The sequence below is a fragment of the Escherichia sp. WS1450 genome, assembly GCF_046487395.1.
Taxonomy (GTDB): domain Bacteria; phylum Pseudomonadota; class Gammaproteobacteria; order Enterobacterales; family Enterobacteriaceae; genus Escherichia; species Escherichia coli.
On record NZ_JBJQJO010000015.1, the window covers coordinates 48,703 to 70,523 of the forward strand.

Here is a 21,821-nt window from a genome sequence, read left to right on the forward strand (position 1 = left end):
AACATGTTGCTTAGCATAATCACTGTCGCGTTTCGTAACCTCGAAGGGATAGTCAAAACACATGCCTCGCTGGCGCATCTGGCGCAGGCGGACGATATCAGCTTCGAATGGATTGTTGTCGATGGCGGTTCCAATGACGGCACCCGTGAGTACCTGGAAAATCTCAATGGTATCTATAACCTACGCTTTGTCAGCGAACCAGATAACGGTATCTACGACGCCATGAACAAGGGCATTGCGATGGCACAAGGCAAGTTCGCGCTGTTTCTCAACTCGGGCGATATTTTTCATCAGGATGCCGCAAATTTTATCCGTAAGTTAAAAGTGCAAAAAGATAACGTGATGATCACCGGCGATGCGCTGCTGGATTTTGGCGACGGGCATAAAATTAAACGTAGCGCCAAACCGGGCTGGTATATTTATCACAGCCTACCCGCCAGTCATCAGGCGATATTTTTCCCGGTATCCGGCTTGAAGAAATGGCGTTATGACCTGGAATATAAAGTTTCTTCCGATTACGCGCTGGCGGCCAAAATGTATAGAGCCGGTTATGCATTTAAAAAACTCAATGGCCTGGTGTCTGAATTTTCTATGGGTGGGGTATCAACCACCAATAATATGGAATTGTGTGCTGACGCCAAAAAAGTCCAACGGCAAATATTACATGTGCCTGGCTTCTGGGCAGAATTATCCTGGCATTTACGCCAGCGTACTACCTCAAAGACGAAAGCCTTATATAACAAAAGCTGAATATAAGGGAAAACGATGCAAGATTTAAGCGGTTTCTCGGTACCGAAAGGGTTCCGGGGCAGCAATGCTATTAAAGTGCAATTGTGGTGGGCGGTACAGGCAACAATATTTGCCTGGTCGCCACAAGTATTGTATCGCTGGCGGGCTTTTTTATTACGTTTATTCGGCGCAAAAATAGGAAAAAACGTAGTTATTCGTCCGTCAGTAAAAATTACCTATCCGTGGAAATTAACCTTAGGTGATTACGCGTGGGTCGGCGATGAGGTCAATTTATATACCCTCGGTGAAATAACCATTGGCGCACATTCGGTGATATCGCAGAAAAGTTATTTATGCACCGGGAGCCACGACCATGCAAGTCAACATTTCACCATTAACGCCACGCCTATTGTGATTGGCGAGAAATGCTGGCTGGCAACCGATGTTTTTGTTGCCCCAGGCGTCACGATCGGCAACGGCACCGTCGTGGGTGCGCGAAGCAGTGTTTTTAAATCGCTTCCGGCAAATGTGGTTTGCCGGGGGAATCCCGCAGTGGTGATACGCGAACGCGTTGAAACTGAATAAATTCAAAAAATACAGAGGAATAAGACATGTCAAAAGTCGCTCTCATCACCGGTGTAACCGGACAAGACGGTTCTTACCTGGCAGAGTTTCTGCTGGAAAAAGGTTACGAGGTGCATGGTATTAAGCGTCGCGCATCGTCATTCAACACCGAGCGCGTGGATCACATTTATCAGGATCCGCACACCTGCAACCCGAAATTCCATCTGCATTATGGCGACCTGAGTGATACCTCCAACCTGACGCGCATTTTGCGTGAAGTACAGCCGGATGAAGTGTACAACCTGGGGGCAATGAGCCACGTTGCGGTTTCTTTTGAGTCACCGGAATATACCGCAGACGTCGATGCGATGGGTACGCTGCGCCTGCTCGAGGCGATCCGCTTCCTCGGTCTGGAAAAGAAAACCCGTTTTTATCAGGCTTCCACCTCTGAACTGTATGGTCTGGTGCAGGAAATTCCGCAGAAAGAGACCACGCCGTTCTATCCACGCTCTCCGTATGCGGTCGCCAAACTGTATGCCTACTGGATCACCGTTAACTACCGCGAATCCTACGGCATGTATGCCTGTAACGGTATTCTCTTCAACCATGAATCCCCGCGCCGCGGCGAAACCTTCGTTACCCGCAAAATCACCCGCGCAATCGCCAACATCGCCCAGGGGCTGGAGTCGTGCCTGTACCTCGGCAATATGGATTCCCTGCGTGACTGGGGCCATGCCAAAGACTACGTAAAAATGCAGTGGATGATGCTGCAACAGGAACAGCCGGAAGATTTCGTAATTGCTACCGGCGTTCAGTACTCCGTGCGTCAGTTCGTAGAAATGGCGGCGGCACAGTTGGGTATCAAACTGCGCTTTGAAGGCACGGGCGTTGAAGAGAAGGGCATTGTGGTTTCCGTCACCGGGCATGATGCGCCGGGCGTTAAACCGGGCGATGTGATTATCGCCGTTGACCCGCGTTACTTCCGCCCGGCAGAAGTTGAAACGCTGCTCGGCGACCCGACCAAAGCGCACGAAAAACTGGGCTGGAAACCGGAAATCACCCTCAGAGAGATGGTGTCTGAAATGGTGGCTAATGACCTCGAAGCGGCGAAAAAACACTCTCTGCTGAAATCTCACGGCTACGACGTGGCGATCGCGCTGGAGTCATAAACATGCGTAAACAACGAATCTTTATCGCTGGCCATCGTGGGATGGTTGGTTCCGCCATCAGGCGTCAGCTCGAACAGCGCGGTGATGTGGAACTGGTATTACGCACCCGCGACGAGCTGAACCTGCTGGACAGCCGCGCCGTGCATGATTTCTTTGCCAGCGAACGTATTGACCAGGTCTATCTGGCGGCGGCGAAAGTGGGCGGCATTGTTGCCAACAACACCTATCCGGCGGATTTCATCTACCAGAACATGATGATTGAGAGCAATATCATTCACGCTGCGCATCAGAACGACGTGAACAAACTGCTGTTTCTCGGATCGTCCTGCATCTACCCGAAACTGGCAAAACAGCCGATGGCAGAAAGCGAGTTGTTGCAGGGCACGCTGGAGCCGACCAACGAACCTTATGCCATTGCCAAAATCGCCGGGATCAAACTGTGCGAATCTTACAACCGCCAGTACGGACGCGATTACCGCTCGGTCATGCCGACCAACCTGTACGGGCCGCACGACAACTTCCATCCGAGTAACTCGCATGTGATCCCAGCATTGCTGCGTCGCTTCCACGAGGCGACGGCACAGAATGCGCCGGACGTGGTGGTGTGGGGCAGCGGTACACCGATGCGTGAATTTCTGCACGTCGATGATATGGCGGCGGCGAGCATTCATGTGATGGAGCTGGCGCACGAAGTCTGGCTGGAAACCACCCAGCCGATGCTGTCACACATTAACGTCGGCACGGGCGTTGACTGCACTATCCGCGAGCTGGCGCAAACCATCGCCAAAGTGGTGGGTTACAAAGGTCGGGTGGTTTTTGATGCCAGTAAACCGGATGGTACGCCGCGCAAACTGCTGGATGTGACGCGCCTGCATCAGCTTGGCTGGTATCACGAAATCTCACTGGAAGCGGGGCTTGCCAGCACTTACCAGTGGTTCCTTGAGAATCAAGACCGCTTTCGGGGGTAATGATGTTTTTACGTCAGGAAGACTTTGCCACGGTAGTGCGCTCCACTCCGCTTGTCTCTCTCGACTTTATTGTCGAGAACAGTCGCGGCGAGTTTCTGCTTGGCAAAAGAACCAACCGCCCGGCGCAGGGTTACTGGTTTGTGCCGGGAGGGCGCGTGCAGAAAGACGAAACGCTGGAAGCCGCATTTGAGCGGCTGACGATGGCGGAACTGGGGCTGCGTCTGCCGATAACAGCAGGCCAGTTTTACGGTGTCTGGCAGCACTTTTATGACGATAACTTCTCCGGCACGGATTTCACCACTCACTATGTGGTGCTCGGTTTTCGCTTCAGAGTAGTGGAAGAAGAGCTGTTACTGCCGGATGAGCAGCATGACGATTACCGCTGGCTGACGCCGGACGCACTGCTCGCCAGTGACAATGTTCACGCTAACAGCCGCGCCTATTTTCTCGCTGAGAAGCGTGCCGGAGTACCCGGATTATGAAAATACTGGTCTACGGCATTAACTACTCGCCGGAGTTAACCGGCATCGGCAAATACACCGGCGAGATGGTGGAATGGCTGGCGGCACAAGGTCATGAGGTGCGGGTCATTACCGCACCGCCTTACTACCCGCAATGGCAGGTGGGTGAGAACTATTCCGCCTGGCGCTACAAACGAGAAGAGGGGGCCGCCACGGTGTGGCGCTGCCCGCTGTACGTGCCAAAACAGCCGAGCACCCTGAAACGCCTGTTGCATCTCGGCAGTTTTGCCGTCAGCAGTTTTTTCCCGTTGATGGCGCAACGTCGCTGGAAGCCGGATCGCATTATCGGCGTGGTGCCAACGCTGTTTTGCACGCCGGGAATGCGCCTGCTGGCGAAACTCTCTGGTGCGCGTACCGTGCTGCATATTCAGGATTACGAAGTAGACGCCATGCTGGGGCTGGGCCTTGCCGGAAAAGGCAAAGGCGGCAAAGTGGCACAGCTGGCAACGGCGTTCGAACGTAGCGGACTGCATAACGTCGATAACGTCTCCACGATTTCGCGTTCGATGATGAATAAAGCCATCGAAAAAGGCGTGGCGGCGGATAACGTCATCTTCTTCCCCAACTGGTCGGAAATTGCCCGTTTTCGGCATGTTGCAGACGCCGATGTTGATGCCCTTCGTAACCAGCTTGGCCTGCCGGATAACAAAAAAATCATTCTTTACTCCGGCAATATTGGTGAAAAGCAGGGGCTGGAAAACGTTATTGAAGCTGCCGATCGTCTGCGCGATGAACCGCTGATTTTTGCCATTGTCGGGCAGGGCGGCGGCAAAGCGCGGCTGGAAAAAATGGCGCAGCAGCGTGGACTGCGCAACATGCAATTCTTCCCGCTGCAATCGTATGACGCTTTACCCGCACTGCTGAAGATGGGCGATTGCCATCTGGTGGTGCAAAAACGCGGCGCGGCAGATGCCGTATTGCCGTCGAAACTGACCAATATTCTGGCGGTAGGCGGTAACGCGGTGATTACCGCAGAGGCCCACACAGAACTGGGGCAGCTTTGCGAAACCTTTCCGGGCATTGCGGTTTGCGTAGAACCGGAATCGGTCGAGGCGCTGGTGGCGGGGATCCGTCAGGCGCTCCTGCTGCCCAAACACAACACAGTGGCACGTGAATATGCCGAACGCACACTCGATAAAGAGAACGTGTTACGTCAATTTATAAATGATATTCGGGGATAATTATGGCGCAGTCGAAACTCTATCCAATTGTGATGGCAGGTGGCTCCGGTAGCCGCTTATGGCCGCTTTCCCGCGTACTTTACCCCAAGCAGTTTTTATGCCTGAAAGGCGATCTCACCATGCTGCAAACCACCATCTGCCGCCTGAACGGCGTGGAGTGCGAAAGCCCGGTGGTGATTTGCAATGAGCAGCACCGCTTTATTGTCGCGGAACAGCTGCGTCAACTGAACAAACTTACCGAGAACATTATTCTCGAACCGGCAGGGCGAAACACGGCACCTGCCATTGCGCTGGCGGCGCTGGCGGCAACACGTCATAGCCCGGAGAGCGACCCGTTAATGCTGGTATTGGCGGCGGATCATGTGATTGCCGATGAAGACGCGTTCCGTGCCGCCGTGCGTAATGCCATGCCATATGCCGAAGCGGGCAAGCTGGTGACCTTCGGCATTGTGCCGGATCTACCAGAAACCGGTTATGGCTATATTCGTCGCGGTGAAGTATCTGCGGGCGAGCAGGATACGGTGGCCTTTGAAGTGGCGCAGTTTGTCGAAAAACCGAATCTGGAAACCGCCCAGGCCTATGTGGCAAGCGGCGAATATTACTGGAACAGCGGCATGTTCCTGTTCCGCGCCGGACGCTATCTCGAAGAACTGAAAAAATATCGCCCGGATATTCTCGACGCCTGTGAAAAAGCGATGAGCGCCGTCGATCCGGATCTCGATTTTATTCGCGTGAATGAAGAAGCGTTTCTGGCCTGCCCGGAAGAGTCGGTGGATTACGCGGTCATGGAACGTACGGCAGATGCCGTTGTGGTGCCGATGGATGCGGGCTGGAGCGATGTCGGTTCCTGGTCCTCTTTATGGGAGATTAGCGCCCACACCGCCGAGGGCAACGTTTGCCACGGCGATGTGATTAATCACAAAACTGAAAACAGCTATGTGTACGCCGAATCTGGCCTGGTCACCACCGTCGGGGTGAAAGATCTGGTAGTGGTGCAGACCAAAGATGCGGTGCTGATTGCTGACCGTAACGCGGTGCAGGATGTGAAAAAAGTGGTCGAGCAGATCAAAGCCGATGGTCGCCATGAGCATCGGGTACATCGCGAAGTGTATCGTCCGTGGGGCAAATATGACTCTATCGACGCGGGCGACCGCTACCAGGTGAAACGCATCACCGTGAAACCGGGCGAGGGCTTGTCGGTACAGATGCACCATCACCGCGCGGAACACTGGGTAGTGGTCGCGGGAACGGCAAAAGTCACCATTGATGGTGATATCAAACTGCTTGGTGAAAACGAGTCCATTTATATTCCGCTGGGGGCGACGCATTGCCTGGAAAACCCGGGGAAAATTCCGCTCGATTTAATTGAAGTGCGCTCCGGCTCTTATCTCGAGGAGGATGATGTGGTGCGCTTCGCGGATCGCTACGGGCGGGTGTAAACGTCGCATCAGGCGCAGTTTGTCGGATGCGGCGTGAACGCCTTATCCGACCTACGGTTCGGGTTTGTAGGCCTGATAAGACGCGGCAGCGTCGCATCAGGCAATGAATGCGAAACCGCGATGTAAATAACGACAAAAACAAAATTGGCCGTTTCGGTCAGGGCCAACTATTGCCTGAAAAAGGGTAACGACATGAAAAAATTAACCTGCTTTAAAGCCTATGATATTCGCGGGAAATTAGGCGAAGAACTGAATGAAGATATTGCCTGGCGTATTGGGCGTGCCTATGGCGAATTTCTCAAACCGAAAACCATTGTGTTAGGCGGTGATGTCCGCCTCACCAGCGAAATCTTAAAACTGGCGCTGGCAAAAGGTTTACAGGATGCGGGTGTCGATGTGCTGGATATTGGCATGTCCGGCACCGAAGAGATCTATTACGCCACGTTCCATCTCGGCGTGGATGGCGGCATCGAAGTCACTGCCAGCCATAATCCGATGGATTACAACGGCATGAAGCTGGTACGCGAAGGGGCTCGCCCGATCAGCGGCGATACCGGACTGCGCGACGTCCAGCGTCTGGCAGAAGCCAATGACTTCCCTCCTGTCGATGAAACCAAACGCGGTCGCTATCAGCAAATCAATCTGCGTGATGCTTACGTTGATCACCTGTTCGGTTATATCAACGTCAAAAACCTCACGCCGCTCAAGCTGGTGATTAACTCCGGGAACGGCGCAGCGGGTCCGGTAGTTGACGCCATTGAAGCCCGCTTTAAAGCCCTCGGCGCACCTGTGGAATTGATCAAAGTGCACAACACGCCGGACGGCAATTTCCCCAACGGTATTCCTAACCCGCTGCTGCCGGAATGCCGCGACGACACCCGCAATGAGGTCATCAAACACGGCGCGGATATGGGCATTGCCTTTGATGGCGATTTTGACCGCTGCTTCCTGTTTGACGAAAAAGGGCAGTTTATCGAGGGCTACTACATTGTCGGCCTGCTGGCAGAAGCGTTCCTCGAAAAAAATCCTGGCGCGAAGATCATCCACGATCCACGTCTCTCCTGGAACACCGTTGATGTGGTGACTGCTGCTGGCGGCACGCCGGTAATGTCGAAAACCGGACACGCCTTTATTAAAGAACGTATGCGCAAGGAAGACGCCATCTATGGTGGCGAAATGAGCGCTCACCATTACTTCCGCGATTTCGCTTACTGCGACAGCGGCATGATCCCGTGGCTGCTGGTCGCCGAACTGGTGTGCCTGAAAGGAAAAACGCTGGGCGAACTGGTGCGCGACCGGATGGCAGCGTTTCCGGCAAGCGGTGAGATCAACAGCAAACTGGCGCACCCCGTTGAGGCGATTAACCGCGTCGAACAGCATTTTAGCCGCGAGGCGCTGGCGGTGGATCGCACCGATGGCATCAGCATGACCTTTGCCGACTGGCGCTTTAATCTGCGCTCCTCCAACACCGAACCGGTGGTGCGGTTGAATGTGGAATCGCGCGGTGATGTGCCGCTGATGGAAGCGCGAACGCGAACTCTGCTGGCGTTGCTGAACGAGTAATGTCGGATCTTCCCTTACCCCACTGCGGGTAAGGGGCTAATAACAGGAACAACGATGACAAATCTAAAAAAGCGCGAGCGAGCGAAAACCAATGCATCGTTAATCTCTATGGTGCAACGCTTTTCAGATATCACCATCATGTTTGCCGGACTATGGCTGGTTTGCGAAGTGAGCGGCCTGTCATTCCTCTACATGCACCTGTTGGTGGCGCTGATTACGCTGGTGGTGTTCCAGATGCTGGGTGGCATCACCGATTTTTATCGCTCATGGCGAGGTGTTCGGGCAGCGACAGAATTTGCCCTGCTGCTACAAAACTGGACCTTAAGCGTGATTTTCAGCGCCGGACTGGTGGCGTTCAACAATGATTTCGACACGCAACTGAAAATCTGGCTGGCGTGGTATGGGCTGACCAGCATCGGACTGGTGGTTTGCCGTTCATGTATTCGCATTGGGGCGGGCTGGCTGCGTAATCATGGCTATAACAAGCGTATGGTCGCCGTAGCGGGGGATTTAGCCGCCGGACAAATGCTGATGGAGAGCTTCCGTAATCAGCCGTGGTTAGGGTTTGAAGTGGTGGGCGTATACCACGACCCAAAACCGGGCGGCGTTTCTAACGACTGGGCGGGCAATCTGCAACAGCTGGTAGAGGATGCAAAAGCGGGCAAGATTCATAACGTCTATATCGCGATGCAGATGTGCGACGGCGCGCGCGTGAAAAAACTGGTCCATCAACTGGCGGACACCACCTGTTCGGTGCTGCTGATCCCCGATGTCTTTACCTTCAACATTCTCCATTCCCGTATCGAAGAGATGAACGGCGTACCGGTGGTGCCGCTTTACGACACACCGCTTTCCGGGGTTAACCGCCTGCTCAAACGTGCGGAAGACATTGTGCTGGCGACGCTTATCCTGCTGCTGATCTCCCCGGTGCTGTGTTGCATTGCGCTGGCGGTGAAACTCAGTTCACCTGGGCCGGTTATTTTCCGCCAGACTCGCTACGGCATGGACGGCAAACCGATCAAAGTGTGGAAGTTCCGTTCCATGAAAGTGATGGAGAACGACAAAGTGGTGACTCAGGCGACGCAGAACGATCCGCGCGTCACCAAAGTGGGGAATTTTCTACGCCGCACCTCGCTGGATGAATTGCCGCAGTTTATTAATGTGCTGACCGGGGGGATGTCGATTGTCGGTCCGCGTCCGCATGCGGTGGCGCATAACGAACAGTATCGCCAGCTCATTGAAGGCTACATGCTGCGCCATAAGGTGAAACCGGGCATTACCGGCTGGGCGCAGATTAACGGCTGGCGCGGCGAAACCGACACGCTGGAGAAAATGGAAAAACGCGTCGAGTTCGACCTTGAGTACATCCGCGAATGGAGCGTCTGGTTCGATATCAAAATCGTTTTCCTGACGGTGTTCAAGGGCTTCGTTAACAAAGCGGCATATTGATATGAGCTTACGTGAAAAAACCATCAGCGGCGCGAAGTGGTCGGCGATTGCCACGGTGATCATCATCGGCCTCGGGTTGGTGCAGATGACCGTGCTGGCGCGGATTATCGACAACCACCAGTTCGGCCTGCTGACTGTGTCGCTGGTGATCATCGCGCTGGCAGATACGCTTTCTGACTTCGGTATCGCTAACTCCATTATTCAGCGAAAAGAAATCAGCCACCTTGAACTCACCACGCTGTACTGGCTGAACGTTGGGCTGGGGCTTGTGGTGTGCGTGGCGGTGTTTTTGTTGAGTGATCTCATTGGTGACATGCTGAATAACCCGGACCTGGCACCCTTGATTAAAACATTGTCGCTGGCGTTTGTGGTGATCCCCCACGGGCAACAGTTCCGCGCGTTGATGCAGAAGGAGCTGGAGTTCAACAAAATCGGCATGATCGAAACCAGCGCGGTGCTGGCGGGCTTCACTTTTACGGTGGTTAGCGCCCATTTCTGGCCGCTGGCGATGACCGCGATCCTCGGTTATCTGGTCAATAGTGCGGTAAGAACGCTGCTGTTTGGCTACTTTGGCCGCAAAATTTATCGCCCCGGTCTGCATTTCTCGCTGGCGTCGGTGGCACCGAACTTACGCTTTGGTGCCTGGCTGACGGCGGACAGCATCATCAACTATCTCAACACCAACCTTTCAACGCTGGTGCTGGCGCGTATTCTCGGCGCGAGTGTGGCAGGGGGGTACAACCTGGCGTACAACGTGGCCGTTGTGCCGCCGATGAAACTGAACCCCATCATCACCCGCGTGTTGTTTCCGGCGTTTGCCAAAATTCAGGACGACACCGAAAAGCTGCGCGTCAACTTCTACAAGCTGCTGTCGGTGGTGGGGATTATCAACTTTCCGGCGCTGCTCGGGCTGATGGTGGTGTCAAATAACTTTGTACCGCTGGTCTTTGGTGAGAAGTGGAACAGCATTATTCCGGTGCTGCAATTGCTGTGTGTGGTGGGGCTGCTGCGCTCAGTGGGGAACCCGATTGGTTCGCTGCTGATGGCGAAAGCGCGGGTCGATATCAGCTTTAAATTCAACGTATTCAAAACCTTTCTGTTTATTCCGGCGATTGTTATTGGTGGGCAGATGGCGGGCGCAATCGGCGTCACGCTTGGCTTCCTGCTGGTGCAGATTATCAACACCATTCTGAGCTATTTCGTGATGATTAAACCGGTGCTCGGTTCCAGTTATCGCCAGTACATCCTGAGTTTATGGCTGCCGTTTTATCTCTCGCTGCCGACGCTGGTGGTCAGTTATGCGCTGGGCATTGTGCTGAAAGGGCAACTGGCGCTGGGGATGCTGCTGGCGGTGCAAATAGCCGCAGGCGTGCTGGCGTTTGTAGTGATGATTGTGCTGTCGCGCCATCCGCTGGTGGTGGAAGTGAAGCGTCAGTTTTGTCGCAGCGAAAAAATGAAAATGCTTTTACGGGCGGGGTGAGTTGTTGTTTTCGGTTCCGGCAATGGTTGCCGGATGCGGCGTAAAACGCCTTATCCGTCCTACGGTTCTGTGCTCGGGACCTGTAGGCCTGATAAGACGCGTCAGCGTCGCATCAGGCACTGAATGCCGGATGCGGCGTGAACGCCTTATCCGGCCTACGGTTCTGTGCTCGGGTCTTGTAGGCCTGATAAGACGCGCCAGCGTCGCATCAGGCAAAAAGCTGCAACGAACAAAACAAACGCAGCTTCACCTGGCATCAAATTTATGAGGAAAAAATGAAATTACTTATTCTGGGCAACCACACTTGCGGCAATCGTGGCGACAGCGCCATCCTGCGCGGCTTACTTGATGCCATCAACATCCTCAATCCACATGCCGAAGTGGACGTGATGAGCCGCTATCCGGTCAGTTCTTCCTGGCTGCTCAACCGCCCGGTAATGGGCGATCCACTGTTCCTGCAAATGAAACAACACAACAGCGTGGCGGGCGTTGTCGGGCGCGTTAAAAAAGTCCTCCGTCGCCGCTACCAGCATCAGGTATTGCTCTCACGCGTCACCGACACTGGCAAGTTGCGTAATATCGCCATCGCCCAGGGATTCACTGACTTCGTGCGCCTGCTGTCAGGTTACGACGCCATTATTCAGGTCGGCGGATCGTTTTTTGTCGATCTCTACGGCGTGCCACAGTTTGAACATGCGCTTTGCACATTTATGGCGAAAAAGCCGCTGTTTATGATTGGTCACAGCGTCGGCCCCTTCCAGGATGAGCAATTTAACCAACTGGCGAACTACGTTTTTGGTCACTGCGATGCGCTGATCCTGCGCGAATCGGTCAGCCTTGATTTGATGAAACGCAGCAATATCTCCACTGCAAAAGTTGAACATGGCGTCGATACCGCGTGGCTGGTCGATCACCACACAGAAGACTTCACCGCCAGCTATGCCGTTCAACACTGGCTGGACGTTGCCGCACAACAGAAAACGGTGGCAATTACCCTGCGCGAACTGGCACCGTTCGACAAACGTCTCGGCACCACCCAACAAGCGTATGAAAAAGCCTTTGCCGGGGTGGTCAATCGCATTCTCGACGAAGGCTATCAGGTCATTGCGCTCTCCACCTGTACGGGCATCGACAGCTATAACAAAGACGACCGCATGGTGGCGCTCAATCTGCGCCAGCACATCTGCGATCCTGCCCGTTACCACGTAGTGATGGATGAACTCAATGATCTGGAAATGGGCAAAATTCTCGGTGCCAGTGAACTCACCGTCGGTACGCGCCTGCACTCAGCCATTATCTCGATGAACTTTGCCACTCCGGCGATTGCCATCAACTATGAACATAAATCCGCCGGGATTATGCAGCAGCTGGGGCTGCCAGAGATGGCAATTGATATCCGTCATTTACTGGACGGCAGCCTGCAAGCGATGGTTGCGGATACCTTAGGCCAACTTCCGGCGCTGAACGCGCGACTTAACGAAGCCGTCAGTCGCGAACGTCAGACGGGAATGCAGATGGTGCAATCTGTGCTTGAACGCATCGGGGAGGTGAAATGAAGGTCGGCTTCTTTTTACTGAAATTTCCGCTGTCGTCGGAAACCTTCGTTCTCAACCAAATCACTGCGTTTATTGATATGGGATTTGAGGTGGAGATTGTCGCGCTGCAAAAAGGCGACACACAAAACACCCACGCGGCATGGACGAAATACAACCTTGCCGCCAGAACCCGCTGGTTACAGGACGAACCTACGGGCAAAGTGGCGAAGCTGCGCCACCGCGCCAGCCAGACCTTACGCGGCATTCATCGCAAAAATACCTGGCAGGCGCTCAACCTCAAACGCTATGGTGCCGAGTCGCGGAACCTGATTTTGTCTGCCATTTGCGGCCAGGTCGCAACACCATTTTATGCCGATGTGTTCATCGCTCATTTTGGCCCGGCGGGGGTAACCGCAGCAAAACTACGCGAATTGGGTGTCATTCGCGGCAAAATTGCCACTATCTTCCACGGTATTGATATATCCAGTCGGGAAGTGCTCAACCACTACACTCCCGAATATCAGCAACTGTTCCGCCGTGGCGACCTGATGCTACCGATAAGTGATTTGTGGGCCGGAAGGCTGCAAAAAATGGGCTGCCCGAGGGAAAAAATTGCCGTATCGCGTATGGGCGTGGACATGACGCGCTTTAGCCCGCGTCCGGTGAAAGCACCCGCAACGCCGCTGGAAATCATTTCCGTCGCACGCTTAACCGAGAAAAAAGGCCTGCATGTGGCGATTGAAGCCTGCCGTCAGTTGAAAGAGCAGGGCGTGGCATTTCGCTATCGCATTCTCGGCATTGGCCCGTGGGAACGACGCCTGCGCACCCTCATCGAACAATATCAACTGGAAGATGTGGTGGAGATGCCGGGCTTTAAACCGAGCCATGAAGTGAAAGCGATGCTCGACGACGCGGATGTCTTCCTCTTGCCATCGGTTACAGGTGCGGATGGTGATATGGAAGGTATTCCGGTGGCGCTAATGGAAGCAATGGCGGTCGGCATTCCGGTTGTTTCAACTCTGCATAGCGGAATACCAGAACTGGTTGAGGCCGATAAATCCGGCTGGCTGGTGCCTGAGAATGATGCTCGCGCACTGGCGCAACGCCTAGCGGCATTTAGCCAACTGGACACCGACGAACTGGCTCCGGTTGTCAAACGAGCGCGCGAAAAAGTCGAACACGATTTTAACCAGCAGGTGATTAATCGAGAACTCGCCAGCTTGCTGCAAGCTTTATAGAGGAGAACGTATGCCATTTAAAAAACTCTCCCGACGCACCTTCCTGACGGCAAGCTCCGCGCTTGCCTTCCTCCATACCCCTTTCGCTCGCGCACTTCCCGACCAACAGAGCGTTAACATTAACGACTACAACCCTCACGACTGGATCGCCTCATTTAAACAAGCCTTCAGCGAAGGACAAACAGTCGTCGTGCCTGCCGGATTCGTTTGTGACAATATCAACACCGGCATCTTCATCCCTCCCGGCAAAACGTTACACATCCTTGGAAGCCTGCGCGGCAACGGCAGAGGGCGATTTGTCTTACAGGACGGCAGCCAGGTGACAGGGGAGGAGGGCGGCAGTATGCATAACATCACCCTGGATGTGCGTGGTTCTGACTGCACCATCAAAGGGCTGGCGATGAGCGGTTTCGGCCCGGTAACGCAGATTTATATCGGCGGCAAAAACAAACGGGTTATGCGTAACCTGACCATCGATAACCTGACCATTAGCCACGCTAATTACGCCATCTTACGTCAGGGATTTCATAACCAGATTATCGGTGCCAACATCACCAATTGTAAGTTCAGCGACTTACAGGGGGACGCCATTGAATGGAACGTGGCGATTAACGACAGTGATATTTTGATCTCCGACCACATCATCGAGCGCATCAACTGTACCAACGGCAAAATCAACTGGGGAATCGGCATAGGCCTTGCGGGGAGTACTTATGATAATAACTACCCGGAAGACCAGGCAGTGAAAAACTTTGTCGTGGCGAATATCACGGGATCGGATTGTCGACAACTGATCCATGTTGAAAATGGTAAACATTTTGTTATTCGTAATATCAAAGCCCGCAATATCACGCCGGATTTCAGTAAGAAAGCAGGTATTGATAACGCCACGGTCGCTATTTACGGTTGTGACAATTTCGTGATTGATAATATTGAAATGATTAATAGCGCCGGGATGTTAATCGGTTATGGGGTAATTAAAGGCAAATATCTCTCGATACCGCAAAATTTCCGAGTGAATAATATTCAGCTGGATAACACCCACCTTGCTTACAAATTGCGCGGTATCCAAATCTCTGCCGGGAATGCTGTCTCCTTTGTGGCACTGACTAACATTGAGATGAAGCGTGCCTCGTTGGAGTTACACAACAAACCGCAACATCTTTTTATACGAAATATCAAAGTGATGCAGGAATCCTCTGTTGCACCCGCATTGAGCATGAACTTCGACATGCGCAAAGACGTTCGCGGCGTCTTTATGGCGAAAAAAGAAACACTGCTGTCTCTTGCAAATGTTCATGCGGTGAATGAAAGAGGGCAAAGCTCCGTCGATATCGACAGGGTTAATCACCATATTGTTAATGTGGAAAAGATTAACTTTAGATTGCCAGAACGGAGAGAGTAGATTTGCGACCATTCCTGGAAAAATGGAGCCATACTTAGGAACAATGCTACTGCAATCCACAACGAAGCGGCGTAACATCACAAGTAATTCAGTAATCAATTCAGGGTAATTGATGCTGGCGAAAAAAATCGAACAAGCTATAATTCAGCAACCATTTTACAGGTGGATGAAATAATGACGAATTTAAAAGCAGTTATTCCTGTAGCGGGTCTTGGGATGCATATGTTGCCTGCCACTAAGGCGATTCCCAAAGAGATGCTACCGATCGTCGACAAGCCAATGATTCAGTACATTGTTGACGAGATTGTGGCTGCAGGGATCAAAGAAATCCTCCTGGTAACTCACGCGTCCAAGAACGCGGTCGAAAACCACTTCGACACCTCTTATGAATTAGAATCTCTCCTTGAACAGCGCGTGAAGCGTCAACTACTGGCGGAAGTGCAGTCCATCTGTCCGCCGGGCGTGACCATTATGAACGTGCGTCAGGGCGAACCTTTAGGTTTGGGCCACTCCATTTTATGTGCACGACCTGCCATTGGTGACAACCCATTTGTCGTGGTACTGCCAGACGTTGTTATCGATGACGCCAGCGCCGATCCGCTACGCTATAACCTTGCTGCCATGATTGCGCGCTTCAACGAAACGGGCCGCAGCCAGGTGCTGGCAAAACGTATGCCGGGTGACCTCTCTGAATACTCCGTCATTCAGACCAAAGAACCACTGGATCGTGAAGGTAAAGTCAGCCGCATCGTCGAATTTATCGAAAAACCGGATCAGCCGCAGACGCTGGACTCAGACATCATGGCCGTTGGTCGCTATGTGCTTTCTGCCGATATTTGGCCGGAACTTGAACGCACGCAACCTGGTGCATGGGGGCGTATTCAGCTGACTGATGCTATTGCCGAACTGGCGAAAAAACAGTCCGTTGATGCCATGCTGATGACCGGCGACAGCTACGACTGCGGTAAAAAAATGGGCTATATGCAGGCGTTTGTGAAGTATGGACTGCGCAACCTGAAGGAAGGGCCAAAGTTCCGTAAGAGCATTGAGAAGTTGCTCGGGGAATAGATCCCAAGCCAATGTAACAATAATTTAGATAAATAGCGGCAGCTAACATCCCGGCGTCTATGCTTTAAACAAAGGAATGTTACTGTCGTTTTTCTTTTTAAAACAAAGAATAACAACGAGTTAACCTACTAAGTTTAATCTATTTTTTGTTGGATTTATCCTTGTTTCTGACAGCATTTGGTAAGACAATTGGCGTTTGAATTTAAGATAGCTTTGCGATAGCTAGCGGGGCGGGGTACATCTTTGGCATTTTGCTAGTGCACTGGTAGCTGTTAAGCCAGGGGCGGTAGCGTGGTAAGATTGTGTTTATATGATGCGTTCTCAAAATAAGAAATAATAATCCTGACTATTTTTATACTATTGATAATATCTGAAATAAACTTAAGAGCAAACATGAAAGTAATTGTAAATAATTTTTTTGATGGTATTTTGAAAAGAGGAATACCGATCTATACTTCTGAACTTGTGCAAAAGTTAAGAGACAATAATGTTCAGGTTATTTATGTTGCATGTCCAAAAGCATTCCATAAGCTGCCTTCATGGTTTCTGAATGTTCTTTTTATAATAGTAGAGCAGCTTTTAATACCAATTATGGGTATATTTTATAGAACTAAGTATAATATATATCCCTATAATAGTAGTTCCATCATTGACTTGTTATTAGGTAAGGCAATTGTTATAATTCATGACTTCATTAGTCTTAAGAAAAATAAACGAAATCTTGCTGCCATTTATGTGAAAGTCTGTATTTATTTTTCATCTTTTTTAGCAAAGAAAGTAATATTTATTTCTCAAAGCACTCAGCGAGTATCTAAGAGAATATCGCTATTTAAGTGTATAGAATCTATCCTGCTCCCAAATCCATTTTTCTCATTTGAGAAAATTGCTAATGTTACCGAAATAAAAGATCTTGGATATTTACTTCTAGTTTCAGGTTTAGGGGATAATAAGGATCTAGGCACAGCTCTGGACTATTATTTTTCAATCCCAAGGGAAGAAAGAATACCATTAAAAATATTAGGTTGTGGGAATGGTATTAGCAAGGTTAACGACTTAATTGATGGGCGGGATACAGATAAAGAAATTGAAATTATTGGTTTTGTTTCTTTAGAGGAAGTCGTCAAACTATATTGTAATTCTAAAATTGTTTGGGCTCATTCGCTTGCCGAGGGGTATGGAAGGACTTTAGCTGAAGCAAAACTCACATGCAAAAATGTTATATGCACACGGATCTCTGCTTTCCGCGAACAAAAGGATTCGAATATTTTCTTTTATACTTACTATTCTGAGTATTATGAAGTCTATTCATACTTGGTAGATAATTCACCCAGTGTCGAAAGGAAAGCTCTGCATGAACATATTTTATTTGAAAATGAATTGAGAAAGATTTATGAGTAATATTGATATAAATAAGAAACAGATATTAGTTTTGACTCCACGGTTCCCGTTTCCTGTCATTGGTGGGGATCGATTACGTATCTATAAGATCTGTAAAGAACTGTCTAAGCATTATGATCTTACGTTGCTGAGTCTGTGTGATAAACGCGAAGAGCTCAACTATGAATATGATCGTGAAGTTTTTAGTAGTGTTCACAGAGTATATCTTTCAAAGAAAAAATCTATTTTAAATGTCATATTCTCTTTGTTTTCAAATACTCCCCTACAGATTGGGTATTATAAATCTAAAGAATTTGAAGATAAACTTAAGCAGTTATTACCTGAACATTCTGCAACTCTTTCACATTTGATAAGGGTTGGTGATTATGTGAAAGAGAATAAAGATATAAATTTTTTAGAGATGACCGATGCCATTTCACTTAATTATAAACGAGTAAAGGAAAAAGCATCTTTATTGAGTTTAAAAACATTTGTATATTCTTTTGAACAAAAAAGACTCGAACGATATGAGCGAACTATAAATAACAAGTTCAGCTTGACTACTTTGGTATCACAGGTTGACTCCGATTATTTATATCCAGACCGTCCGAATAATGTATTAGTCTGTGGAAATGGTGTTGATGCCGTTAGCTTACCTTTTTCAGAACGAAAAATAGCTAAAGATAAAAAGATAACCCTTGTATTTATAGGTAATTTATATTCTTTGCAAAATATGGATGGTGTGAGATGGTTCACCAAGGAAGTTTTACCATTTCTTAACAAGCATGGTAATTTTGAATTTAAGGTCATCGGACGTATTACAGATAAAGATAAGAGTTGGTTAGAAAGCCAGCCTGGCGTTGTTGTCACAGGTGAAGTTGATAGCATAACTTATGCAGCAGCTGATGGGCATATTGGTGTATGTCCTATTAGATTAGGGGCAGGTATCCAAAATAAGGTACTTGAATATATGGCGTTGGGATTACCTTGTATCTCTTCTACTGTAGGCTTTGAAGGCTTGGGAGCAGAGGAGGGTAAGGAGATTTATGTTGCCAATACAAAAGAAGAATATTTACGTGTATTAAATTATTTTATAACAAATCTGGATAAATATACCGAAACAGCATTAGTTGCGAAAAAGTTTATCGGTGAGAATTTTTCATGGGAAGCTAAATTGAGCCCATATATCCAGAAAATTAAGGAGTCTGTTAAATAAAATGATTATCCCAATTATTATGGCCGGTGGTTCTGGTACTCGCTTATGGCCTCTTTCGCGTTCGTTATACCCGAAACAATTTTTATCATTGATTAATGAAAATAGTTTGCTCCAGGAAACGTTGAAGAGACTTGATGGATTAAATTGTTTGCCTCCTGTCATTGTTAGCAATAATGAGCATAGATTTATTGTTGCTGAACAATTGCGACAGTTCGGTGTGGATGACTTCCAGATTATTCTAGAACCTGTAGGTAGAAATACTGCGCCCGCCGTTGCGCTGGCTGCTCTAAAGTCTCTAGAACTCCATGGCGATCATCATATGCTGGTTCTTGCTGCTGACCATGCTATTCAGGATATTGAAGCCTTCCATGCAGCTGTTTTAGCTGCAGAACAAGAGTCCGTTGACAATAAGTTAGTGACTTTTGGCATCGTCCCGACCAAACCTGAAACTGGGTATGGCTATATTAAAAAGGGCGAACAAGTTAAAAACTCTGTATTTAAAGTAAATTCTTTCGTCGAAAAACCTGATTTAGAAACGGCTAAAAATTATCTCGAACAAAAATGCTATTTGTGGAATAGTGGTATGTTCATGTTCAAGGCGAGCGTATATTTAGATGAATTGAAAAAATTTCGCCCTGATATTTTAGCAGCGTGTAAAGAGTCGCTTTCCAGTGCTAGTACTGATCTAGATTTTATCAGATTAAATTCTGATGTCTTTGCAGAATGTCCCGATGAGTCAATTGATTATGCGGTAATGGAAAAAACTCAGGATTGTGTAGTTATTCCACTTGATGCTGACTGGAGTGACATCGGTTCATGGACATCACTTTGGGAAATATCAGAGAAAGATGAACATGAAAACGTATCGCATGGCGATGTAATTAACTATAACAGCAGGAACAACTACATTTACTCTGAAGGTTCACTGATCAGCACTGTAGGAGTTAATAACCTTATTATAGTTCAAACTAAAGATGCGCTCCTGGTAGCACAGCAAGACAACGTACAAGACATAAAGAAGATTGTCGAAATTCTTAAAAAGCAAAAACGTAGCGAACATATATCCCATCGCGAAGTCTATCGTCCTTGGGGACGTTATGATTCTGTAGAACGTGGCGACCGTTATCAGGTAAAGCGTATTACCGTTAAGCCTGGTGAATGTCTCTCAACACAAATGCATCATCATCGAGCTGAGCATTGGGTGGTTGTCGCTGGTACTGCAAAGGTGACTTGCGGCGAACGCACTTTTTTCGTCACTGAAAATGAGTCAACTTTCATACCAATTGGCACAGTTCATACCTTGGAAAATCCAGGAAAGATACCATTAGAAGTAATTGAGATTCAGTCGGGTGTATATCTAGGTGATGATGATATTGTGCGCCTAAGTGATAAATATGGTCGTGTTGAGGATAAATAATTATATGAATATTACCAATGATGTAATTAAAAATAGCGGAATTGCATTTGGTACAAGTGGTGCTCGTGGATTAGTGAAAGATTTTACACCCAACGTGTGTGCTGCATTCACTTATGCTTTTATCGATGTAATGATGAAGGATTTTTCTTTTAAAGAGGTTGCGCTCGCAATAGATAATCGCCCAAGCAGCTATGCTATGGCACAAGCTTGCGCAGCAGCATTGTTGGAATGTAGTATTAAACCTATTTACTACGGTGTAATTCCAACTCCAGCTTTGGCAAATCAAGCGATTGCCGATGGGATTCCTGCAATAATGGTTACTGGAAGTCATATTCCATTTGATAGAAATGGTTTGAAATTCTATCGTCCAGACGGGGAAATTTCAAAAGAAAATGAGAACAGCATTATACATGCTGAAAAAGAGTATCCTGATGTAACTGTATTGCCAGAATTACAATGTTCAAAGCGTGCCGCTGATACTTATATCGAGAGAAACACTTCAATTTTTTCAAATATATTTAAAGGTAAACGTATCGGGATTTATGAACATTCAAGTGCGGGACGGGATCTTTATTCAGAAATATTCAGTAAGCTTGGTGCTGAAGTTGTAAGTATTGGTAGAAGTGATGAGTTTGTGCCTATTGATACTGAAGCAGTATCAAAAGAAGATGAAGAAAAAGCTTTACACTGGTCATCTGAGTATGACCTCGATATGATTTTTTCTACCGATGGTGATGGCGATCGTCCTTTGGTTGCTGACGAAAATGGCGTTTGGTTACGGGGTGATATATTAGGACTATTTTGCTCAAAGGCAATGAATATTGAAGCGGTAGCTGTACCTGTAAGTTGTAATACGGTTATTCAGACTTGCGGGTGGTTTAATCATGTAACGCTGACTAAAATTGGTTCACCATACGTCATTTCAGCGTTTGATTCTCTGAATAATAGTTTTGATAGGGTTGCAGGGTTTGAGGCTAACGGTGGGTATCTTTTAGGTAGCGATGTAAATTATAACAGCGGTATGATTAAAGCGCTTCCAACAAGAGATGCTGTTTTGCCTGCTTTAATGGTACTGGCACTGGCTATAAAAAATAATGTGACTATTTCAAAACTCTTGGCGGAGTTGCCACCACGATTTACCTACTCAAATAGAGTTCAAAATTTTGCAACAAGCAAAAGCAAAAGCATTATCGCGTCAGCTCAAGAAAATCCTCAAGAATTTATCGAAAGAATAGGCTTTGTCGATCTTCATGTACAATCGGTGGATACAATTGACGGGTTAAGATTGACACTAAGTGATGGTTCAATAATCCATTTGCGACCGTCAGGCAACGCACCTGAATTGCGATGCTATGCAGAAGCAGATAACATAATAAAAGCTGAAAAATTAGTGTTAGAAGTTTTGCATAAAGTTACTCTTTTGTAAAAAAATATAAACTTTTTTCTACTCTTGAGCGGTTTGTCATTTAACCGCTCAGTAATAGATTGTTTATAAATTGTTT

General features: G+C 48.9%; 18 protein-coding genes. All 18 read left to right on the forward strand.

The window, feature by feature from the left end; genetic code table 11:
* Window positions 1–3: 3 nt before the first annotated feature.
* The 18 genes from wcaE to ACJHYR_RS17520 all read left to right on the forward strand — a co-directional run bounded on the left by wcaE (window position 4) and on the right by ACJHYR_RS17520 (window position 21,745).
* Window positions 4–750 carry a colanic acid biosynthesis glycosyltransferase WcaE gene (gene wcaE, locus ACJHYR_RS17435; protein WP_000927037.1) on the forward strand — a complete coding sequence of 249 codons (747 nt, stop codon included), beginning with the start codon at window positions 4–6 and terminating at the stop codon, window positions 748–750.
* 15 nt (window positions 751–765) lie between these two features.
* Window positions 766–1,314: a colanic acid biosynthesis acetyltransferase WcaF gene (gene wcaF / locus ACJHYR_RS17440; RefSeq protein WP_001153593.1), complete on the forward strand. Its 549-nt coding sequence runs from the start codon at window positions 766–768 to the stop codon at window positions 1,312–1,314.
* Window positions 1,315–1,340: 26 nt separating this feature from the next.
* Window positions 1,341–2,462: a GDP-mannose 4,6-dehydratase gene (gene gmd / locus ACJHYR_RS17445; protein ID WP_000048190.1), complete on the forward strand. Its 1,122-nt coding sequence runs from the start codon at window positions 1,341–1,343 to the stop codon at window positions 2,460–2,462.
* 2 nt (window positions 2,463–2,464) lie between these two features.
* Entirely contained in the window at window positions 2,465–3,430 is a 966-nt protein-coding gene (gene fcl, locus ACJHYR_RS17450) for a GDP-L-fucose synthase (RefSeq protein WP_001231337.1), read from the forward strand.
* Window positions 3,431–3,432: 2 nt separating this feature from the next.
* Window positions 3,433–3,912, forward strand: a complete 480-nt coding sequence (gene gmm, locus ACJHYR_RS17455) for a GDP-mannose mannosyl hydrolase (protein ID WP_001309580.1) — start codon at window positions 3,433–3,435, stop codon at window positions 3,910–3,912.
* A complete protein-coding gene (gene wcaI, locus ACJHYR_RS17460; RefSeq protein ID WP_000699717.1) occupies window positions 3,909–5,132 on the forward strand; it encodes a colanic acid biosynthesis fucosyltransferase WcaI in 1,224 nt (407 codons plus the stop codon). Before gmm ends, wcaI begins: the two co-directional genes overlap by 4 nt.
* A 2-nt stretch (window positions 5,133–5,134) precedes the next feature.
* Window positions 5,135–6,571, forward strand: a complete 1,437-nt coding sequence (gene cpsB / locus ACJHYR_RS17465; RefSeq protein ID WP_000079235.1) for a mannose-1-phosphate guanyltransferase — start codon at window positions 5,135–5,137, stop codon at window positions 6,569–6,571.
* Between the two features lie 192 nt (window positions 6,572–6,763).
* Window positions 6,764–8,134, forward strand: coding sequence for a colanic acid biosynthesis phosphomannomutase CpsG (cpsG, locus tag ACJHYR_RS17470; protein ID WP_001306405.1), 1,371 nt, complete (start codon window positions 6,764–6,766; stop codon window positions 8,132–8,134).
* A 54-nt stretch (window positions 8,135–8,188) separates the two neighbouring features.
* Window positions 8,189–9,583, forward strand: coding sequence for an undecaprenyl-phosphate glucose phosphotransferase (wcaJ, locus tag ACJHYR_RS17475; RefSeq protein ID WP_000183120.1), 1,395 nt, complete (start codon window positions 8,189–8,191; stop codon window positions 9,581–9,583).
* Window position 9,584: 1 nt separating this feature from the next.
* Window positions 9,585–11,063 (forward strand): colanic acid undecaprenyl disphosphate flippase WzxC, encoded by a 1,479-nt coding sequence (gene wzxC, locus ACJHYR_RS17480; RefSeq protein ID WP_000058479.1) that lies wholly within the window; start codon window positions 9,585–9,587, stop codon window positions 11,061–11,063.
* A gap of 275 nt (window positions 11,064–11,338) precedes the next feature.
* Window positions 11,339–12,619, forward strand: a complete 1,281-nt coding sequence (gene wcaK / locus ACJHYR_RS17485; protein WP_000770839.1) for a colanic acid biosynthesis pyruvyl transferase WcaK — start codon at window positions 11,339–11,341, stop codon at window positions 12,617–12,619.
* Entirely contained in the window at window positions 12,616–13,836 is a 1,221-nt protein-coding gene (gene wcaL / locus ACJHYR_RS17490; protein ID WP_000862683.1) for a colanic acid biosynthesis glycosyltransferase WcaL, read from the forward strand. Before wcaK ends, wcaL begins: the two co-directional genes overlap by 4 nt.
* Window positions 13,837–13,846: 10 nt before the next feature.
* On the forward strand, window positions 13,847–15,241 hold the full coding sequence (wcaM, locus tag ACJHYR_RS17495) for a colanic acid biosynthesis protein WcaM (RefSeq protein ID WP_001116047.1): 1,395 nt from the start codon (window positions 13,847–13,849) through the stop codon (window positions 15,239–15,241).
* Between the two features lie 174 nt (window positions 15,242–15,415).
* Window positions 15,416–16,309 carry a UTP--glucose-1-phosphate uridylyltransferase GalF gene (gene galF / locus ACJHYR_RS17500; protein ID WP_000183065.1) on the forward strand — a complete coding sequence of 298 codons (894 nt, stop codon included), beginning with the start codon at window positions 15,416–15,418 and terminating at the stop codon, window positions 16,307–16,309.
* A gap of 393 nt (window positions 16,310–16,702) precedes the next feature.
* On the forward strand, window positions 16,703–17,707 hold the full coding sequence (locus tag ACJHYR_RS17505) for a glycosyltransferase (RefSeq protein WP_000864846.1): 1,005 nt from the start codon (window positions 16,703–16,705) through the stop codon (window positions 17,705–17,707).
* Window positions 17,700–18,902, forward strand: coding sequence for a glycosyltransferase family 4 protein (locus tag ACJHYR_RS17510; protein ID WP_000065081.1), 1,203 nt, complete (start codon window positions 17,700–17,702; stop codon window positions 18,900–18,902). The genes ACJHYR_RS17505 and ACJHYR_RS17510 overlap by 8 nt, the downstream gene beginning before the upstream one ends.
* Before the next feature lies 1 nt (window position 18,903).
* Window positions 18,904–20,319, forward strand: a complete 1,416-nt coding sequence (locus ACJHYR_RS17515) for a mannose-1-phosphate guanylyltransferase/mannose-6-phosphate isomerase (RefSeq protein ID WP_000586529.1) — start codon at window positions 18,904–18,906, stop codon at window positions 20,317–20,319.
* A 4-nt stretch (window positions 20,320–20,323) separates the two neighbouring features.
* Window positions 20,324–21,745, forward strand: coding sequence for a phosphomannomutase (locus tag ACJHYR_RS17520; RefSeq protein ID WP_001027885.1), 1,422 nt, complete (start codon window positions 20,324–20,326; stop codon window positions 21,743–21,745).
* Window positions 21,746–21,821 lie beyond the last annotated feature (76 nt).